General features: G+C 66.7%; 6 protein-coding genes and 1 other RNA gene. 4 read left to right on the forward strand and 3 right to left on the reverse strand.

Annotation, left to right across the window (positions count from 1 at the left end):
- Positions 1 to 6: 6 nt before the first annotated feature.
- The 3 genes from rsmH to rsmI form a co-directional block, all read right to left on the reverse strand.
- Positions 7 to 990, reverse strand: a complete 984-nt coding sequence (gene rsmH / locus Q376_RS0114330; protein WP_043447967.1) for a 16S rRNA (cytosine(1402)-N(4))-methyltransferase RsmH — start codon at positions 988 to 990, stop codon at positions 7 to 9.
- Between the two features lie 153 nt (positions 991 to 1,143).
- Positions 1,144 to 1,505: RNase P RNA component class A (gene rnpB, locus Q376_RS24075), an RNA gene on the reverse strand.
- 119 nt (positions 1,506 to 1,624) lie between these two features.
- Positions 1,625 to 2,518, reverse strand: coding sequence for a 16S rRNA (cytidine(1402)-2'-O)-methyltransferase (rsmI, locus tag Q376_RS0114335; protein ID WP_052365314.1), 894 nt, complete (start codon positions 2,516 to 2,518; stop codon positions 1,625 to 1,627).
- A 301-nt stretch (positions 2,519 to 2,819) separates the two neighbouring features.
- On the opposite strand from rsmI, the gene Q376_RS22825 reads away from it, so the two are divergent.
- The 4 genes from Q376_RS22825 to Q376_RS0114355 all read left to right on the forward strand — a co-directional run bounded on the left by Q376_RS22825 (position 2,820) and on the right by Q376_RS0114355 (position 6,230).
- Entirely contained in the window at positions 2,820 to 4,538 is a 1,719-nt protein-coding gene (locus Q376_RS22825; RefSeq protein WP_043447968.1) for a penicillin-binding protein activator, read from the forward strand.
- Positions 4,535 to 4,900 (forward strand): YraN family protein, encoded by a 366-nt coding sequence (locus tag Q376_RS0114345; RefSeq protein ID WP_027350884.1) that lies wholly within the window; start codon positions 4,535 to 4,537, stop codon positions 4,898 to 4,900. The genes Q376_RS22825 and Q376_RS0114345 overlap by 4 nt, the downstream gene beginning before the upstream one ends.
- A 63-nt stretch (positions 4,901 to 4,963) precedes the next feature.
- The gene (locus Q376_RS0114350; RefSeq protein WP_027350885.1) at positions 4,964 to 5,557 is read left to right on the forward strand and encodes a phosphoheptose isomerase; all 594 of its coding nucleotides are present in this window, start codon (positions 4,964 to 4,966) and stop codon (positions 5,555 to 5,557) included.
- Between the two features lie 100 nt (positions 5,558 to 5,657).
- A complete protein-coding gene (locus tag Q376_RS0114355; RefSeq protein WP_027350886.1) occupies positions 5,658 to 6,230 on the forward strand; it encodes a BON domain-containing protein in 573 nt (190 codons plus the stop codon).
- Positions 6,231 to 6,540: the final 310 nt, after the last annotated feature.

The following is a 6,540-nucleotide window of genomic DNA, read 5'->3' on the forward strand; positions in this document are numbered from 1 at the left end:
ATCGCCTCATGCAAGCTTGCGCGCGGCGCGCATCACTGCGCTGCGCGCGCGGGGATTGGCATCGACCTCGACGTCATCGGGTCGTTTCGCCTTGCCAAGCAGCTCGAGGCGCCGATTGAGCTGTGCCTCGCGGATCGGCAAGTGCTTGGGCAAATGGGCATCGCCCTTGGCGGCGTCGCGATAGAAGCGCTTGACCAAGCGATCCTCGAGCGAATGGAAGCTGATGATCACCAGGTGCCCCCCGGGCGCGAGCGCCTCCAGCGCAGCGGGAAGCGCGGCCTCGAGCTGGCCGAGTTCGTCGTTGAGATGGATGCGGATCGCCTGGAAGGCGCGGGTCGCCGGGTGCTTGCCCTTTTCCCAAGCGGGATGGGCCCGCTTGAGCAGCTCCGCCAGCTCGCCGGTGCGGGTGATCGGCAATTCACGCCTGCGTTCGCATATCGCTCGCGCCAAGCGCTTCGCGTAGCGCTCCTCGCCGTAGGTCTTGAACACCCGGGCGATCTCACCTTCAGCGGTGGATGCCAGCCATTCGGCGGCGGAGATTCCGGCGCTGGGATCCATGCGCATGTCCAGCGGGCCATCGCGCAGGAAGCTGAAGCCGCGTTCGGCATCGTCGAGCTGGGGCGAGGAGACGCCAACATCGAGCAGCACACCGGCGAGCTCGCCATGCACGCCCTGCGACCGCGCGACCTCGCCGAGCTCGGCGAAGGGAGCGCCGTGAATGGAAAAACGAGGATCGAGGATCTCGCCCGCCGCAGCCAGCGCGGCCGGATCGCGATCGATCGCCAGCAGCCGCCCCCGAGGGGACAGCCGCTCGAGGATCAACCGACTATGGCCGCCGCGACCGAAGGTGCCGTCGAGATAGATACCATCCGGATCGTGGACCAGTGCGTCCACCGCGCCTTCGAGCAGTACGCTTACGTGCCTGTGCGCCTGGTCTCGCGCCGCGCCATGCGGGGACTGCGCCTCAGATGCTCCGGCCTTCGATGACATGGCACCCGCTTCGAATCGAATGAAAATGGAACGGATGGCGGCATGCGCACGGTAGCGACGCCGGCCGGGCCATGCCGTAGCGACGAAAGCGCACTCCGGGGAAAGAGGCCGCGGCCCAAGCGCCTCATGCGCACGACGCCATCGATGATTGGGGGAGAGAGCCGGCCGATAAGCCGGGTTCTGTCGTGGACAGTCATTCCTCTAGGATGTACGTCACCGTACACCTCAAGCAACCTACCCGAACCCAAGCGCGGGCCGCGCCATCGGGTTCCTATTCGGTCTTGCTCCGAGTGGGGTTTACCATGCCACGCCTGTTGCCAGCCGCGCGGTGCGCTCTTACCGCACCCTTTCACCCTTGCCGGCAGCCCGGCGAACCGGGCCTGCGTAGGCGGTCTACTCTCTGCTGCACTTTCCGTCGGCTCGCGCCGCCCAGGGGTTACCTGGCACTCTGCCCTATGGAGCCCGGACTTTCCTCCCCCGGGGCGAACCCCGGCGGCGACTGTCTAGCCCGCTCTCTCGGCTCGCAGAATAACAGCGCCCCGCCCCCCTCTCAACACTCCACGCAGCCCTAGGCGGGGAATTTGCACCATCAGGGTGAACACCTTGCACTTCTTTACACTAAATGGTGACAGCGTTACCGCTCGCCTTCCTTCAATGATTGAGCACGGGCATACCACTCCTGCTTACGCCCGCCGAGCAGCCGCGCCGCCACTGCGGCCGCCTGCTTGACCCCGACCCCCGACTCGGCGAGCGCGGCGAGCAGCGCCTCGCCGTCCACTTCGCCACTCTCCCCGGCCTGCTCGGCCGCGCCTTCGACCATCACCACGAACTCTCCACGCGCTTGATCGGGGTCCTCCCGCATCCGTGCCAGCAGGGCGCGCGCATCGCCATCGAGAAAAGTCTCGAATCGCTTGGTCAGCTCCCGCGCGAGCACCACGCGGCGCTCGCCGAACGCTTCGGCAAGGTCTTCCAAGGTCTCCTCGATTCGATGCGGCGACTCATAGAAAGCCAGCGTCGCCCGCTCCCGGCGCAGCGCCTCGAGTGCCGCGCGCCGCGCGCCGCGCTTGGCCGACAGGAAGCCTTCGAAGCGAAACCGATCGGTGGGCAGCCCAGCCGCGCTGAGCGCAGTGATCAACGCGCATGGCCCGGGCAGCGGTATCACCGCAAGGCCTCTTTCACGCAGCCAGTTCACCAGCCGATAACCTGGATCGGAGATCAGTGGCGTGCCGGCATCGCTGATCAACGCCACCCGTTCACCGCGGGCGATCCGCTCGCCGAGCTGCTCGGCGCGTGCTCGTTCGTTGTGGTCATGCAGGGAGAGCAGCGGTGCGCGAACCCCGAGGTGGGCAAGCAGGCGCGCGCTGTGCCGCGTATCCTCGGCGGCGATCAAATCGACCATCTTGAGCGTCGCCACCGCCCTCGCGGAGATGTCGTCCAGGTTACCAATCGGGGTAGCGACCACGTACAATGCCCCCGCCCCGTGCGAGCCAGTGGCGGTGTGTACGATGGAATCGGAAGTCTCGGCCATGGGGCGCTCCGCTTGTCCAGGATGTGATGGAAACGAGGCGCTCGTCGCGCCTCATGGGCATGCCGCCGGCAATGCGACCGGCGCCTTGGCCCCGACACACCCCAAGGATTGAACGCCGAGGAGAGTCATGCCCCTCGGCGGGCATAGAGTTAAGCCCGCGCACCTCGCCAACCACCGCGATCGACTGCTAACGTTTATGCGCAGACGGTCGGCGTCGGAAGGGCGCCGGCGAGTGATTCGGGCAGGAGACGAGACCCGGGCCCCGCCACCTTCATGACCACGATCAAGGAGCGATACGAACATGCGTGACGCGCTGCAGCGGCTGTCAGGCCTCACCCTCACCGCGGTGATCCTCGGCGGCTGCGCCGGAGGCCCCTCCTTCACCCGCGAACCCTCTTCCGACGCGCTGCTCGACCAGGCCCAGCAGCAGCAGGGCGAAGAAGCCGCGCTGAGCCGCCTGCAGGCGGCCGACATCCTAGCACGCGGCGGCAGCGACGCGCAGGCGCTCGGGATTCTGAACAACATCGACCCACGTACCCTGTCGGACGCCGGCAGGGCGCGCTGGGCGCTGCTCACCGCGGAAGTGGCGCTGCGCCAGAACGACGGACGCACCGCGCTCGAGGCCACCGCGACGCTCGATGACGGCACCCGCCTGGACGACTCCCAGCGCCAGCGGCTCCAGGCCGCGCGCGGCCTGGCCTATGGCGCGCTGGGCGACCACCTCCAGGCGGTCTCGATGCTGCTCCAGGCCCAGCGCAACAGCGGCGACGATCCGCGCTACAACGATGACGTATGGAGCGAGCTGGCACAGCTGAACGCCGCCGAGCTCGAACGCCTGCCCAATCCGGACGCGCTCTCGGATGGCTGGCTGACCCTCGCACAGCTGCGGCTGCAGTCCTCAGGCGATCCCAACGCGTTCGCCGCCCAGATCGACAACTGGCGCGCGGCCTACCCGACCCACCCTGCCTCGCGCAATCCGCCCTCGGAACTCACCGCACTGCATGGCCTGCAAGACCAGGCGGTGAGCCGGATCGCGGTACTGCTGCCCCAGAGCGGCTCGCTCTCCACCGTCGCCAACGCGATCCGCCATGGCATGGAGGTGGCGCGCCAGAGCTTGGCCGACGCCGGGCAAAGCGCGCCTCAGCTGGACTTCATCGATTCGAGCGCCGGCAATATCGATGCCCTCTATGCCCAGGCCTCGAGCGCCGGCGCGCAGGTGGTGATCGGGCCGCTCGACAAGGAGCAGGTGACCCAGCTCGAACAGCGCAGCCAGGTGCCGATGCCGACCCTCGCGCTCAACTATGGCAACTCCGCCAGCAACCAGGCCCAAGGGCTCTACCAGTATGGGCTTTCCGCCGAGGACGAGGCCCGCCAGGTGGCGACGCGGGCAGCCAACGACGGCCGACGCAGCGCCGACGTGATGGTACCGAACAACGACTGGGGCTCACGCGTGCTCGAAGCCTTCCGCCAGCAGTGGCAGGCTCGTGGCAACAGCGTGCTCAACGTTTCGCTCTACGACCCCGGCGCCCCGGTATCGCAAACCGTCAGCCAGCTGATGCGGGCCGGCACCCCGGACATGCTGTTCGTCCTCGCCCTGCCGCCCTACGCTCGCCAGATCTCCCCCAACCTGCAGTACTACGGTGTTCAGGACCTGCCGATCTACGCCACCTCCCACGTTTACGCCGGCCAGCCGGCGCCGAACGAGGACAACGACCTGAACGGCGTGATGTTCCCGACCATTCCGTGGGAACTACCCGAACTGGGAGGAGTCGATAGCCTGCCTTACGCCGACGTCTATCGCCGCCTCAGCAGCGACGAAGAGATATCCCCCAGCATGCTCAAGATCAATGCGATGGGCGTCGATGCATTCGAGCTGGCTCGCCGCCTGCCGCTCTACCAAGCGCTACCGAGCAGCGAGACCCAGGGTGCGACCGGCCTGCTGCGACTGAGCCAGGATCGTCGCTTCGAACGCCAGCTGCCTTGGGCGGTGTTCCGCAACGGCTCGCCGGCGGCACCGTGACCGGCACCAACCGGCGCGCGGATGGCCAGCAGATGGAGGCCCTCGCCGCCGCCCACTTGGTCCGCGCGGGGCTGGTCGAGGTGGCGCGCAACCAGCACGCGCGCGGAGGGGAAATCGATCTGGTGATGCGCGACGGCGACGTGCTGGTGTTCGTCGAGGTACGCCATCGTCGCAGCACCCGGTTCGGCTCGGCGCTGGAAAGCGTCACCGAGACCAAGCGCCGCCGGCTGAGGCTGGCGGCGCGTGTCTATCTGCAGCGCAACCGGCTATCATGTGCCTGCCGTTTCGACGTGGTCGGCATCACCGGGCGCGCTCCCGATGCGCTACGTTTCGATTGGATCAAAGCCGCCTTCGACGGCTGACGAGCATCTCGCACCGAGTCTTTTTGCACCGCACGCCCTGACCTCCAAGCATCTAGAGTGACCATGGATTTCCAATCACGCATCCTCGACCACTTCAACGCCAGCATCGACGCCAAGACCTATGCGAGCGAAGTGCTGCCTCCATTCATCGAGGCCGCGAGCCAGATGATGGTCCAGTGCCTGATCAACGACGGCAAGATCCTCGCCTGCGGCAACGGTGGCAGCGCGGGCGACAGCCAGCACTTCTCCTCCGAACTGCTCAACCGCTTCGAGCGTGAGCGCCCGAGCCTGCCCGCGCTGGCCTTGACCACGGACACCTCGACGCTGACCTCGATCGCCAACGACTACAGCTTCAACGACGTGTTTTCCAAGCAGATCCGCGCGCTCGGCCAGCCCGGCGACGTGCTGCTGGCGATCTCGACCAGCGGCAATTCGGCCAACGTGATCCAAGCGATCCAGGCGGCGCATGATCGCGAAATGACCGTGGTCGCGCTCAGCGGTCGCGACGGCGGCGACATGGTCTCGCTGCTGGGCCAGGAAGACTGCGAGATCCGCGTACCGGCGACCTCGACGGCACGCATCCAGGAGGTCCACCTGCTGGTGATCCACTGCCTGTGCGATTTGATCGACCACCAGCTGTTCGGCACCGCCGACTGACGAAAGAACGACACGATGCCGCGCCCCTGGCGCTGCGATGAGCAGCCGGTTCGCCCTCCGGCTGGATGCTTCCTGAGACGAGAGAACGAGAGAGAGCCCGATGAGCAACAAGCGTCTTCCCCTTCTCCTGATCGCAGCCGTCCTGCTGGCCACCGGCTGCAGTACCGGTTCCGGTGGCACCGGTGCCAACGCGACCGCCGCCCCCTCCGCCACGCGCAGTGCAGAAACAGCGCGTAGTGACGCCGACCTGGCACGCTCGCTCTATCAGCAGCTGACCCAAACGCCAGGTTTCGACCAGGCCCACATCAACGTCGATAGCTTCAACGGCTACGTGCTGCTGACAGGCCAAGTACCGAGCCAGGAGCTCAGGAGCCAGGCCGAACAGCAAGCCCAAGCGGCCCAAGGCGCCCGAGCGGTCCACAATGCACTGGCCGTGGGTGCCAACACCTCGGCCTGGCAGCGCATGCAGGACACCTGGATCTCCACGCGGGTAGTCTCGAGCCTCAGGACGGCGAGCGCGATCGACTCGAGCCGACTGCACGTCATCACTGAAAATGGCGTGGTCTACATGATGGGCCTGATTCGACCCTATGAAGCGGACAACCTGGTCAACATCGCAGGCCGGGTCGCCGGTGTGCGCTCGGTGGTCAAGGTCTTCGAGTTCGTGCAGTGAGCCTGCCCGCTCGTGCTCGGCGGCCCTGAGCCTAAGTAGCCCGAGCCGCCGATCCGCGCAGGTATGAAAGGGTATGAAAAAAAGGAGGCCCCGGGCCTCCTTTTTTCAGATTAATGACAAACCCCTTTTGCCCCAGCGATGCTCTCGATCCTGGCGAGTCGAGAACCGTTTGGGTCCTAACGCACCTCTCGCTCGCTTAGATGCGAGGGGCGGTCCCCTCGCGCTCCCCCTGAAAGGGGACGCGCCGCCACGAGATCGCGAAACCCTGGCCGATCAATCGCTTGCCCTCGGGTCGGCGCGCATGGACGTC

It is taken from the genome of Halotalea alkalilenta DSM 17697, assembly GCF_000621205.1.
Classification (GTDB): domain Bacteria; phylum Pseudomonadota; class Gammaproteobacteria; order Pseudomonadales; family Halomonadaceae; genus Halotalea; species Halotalea alkalilenta.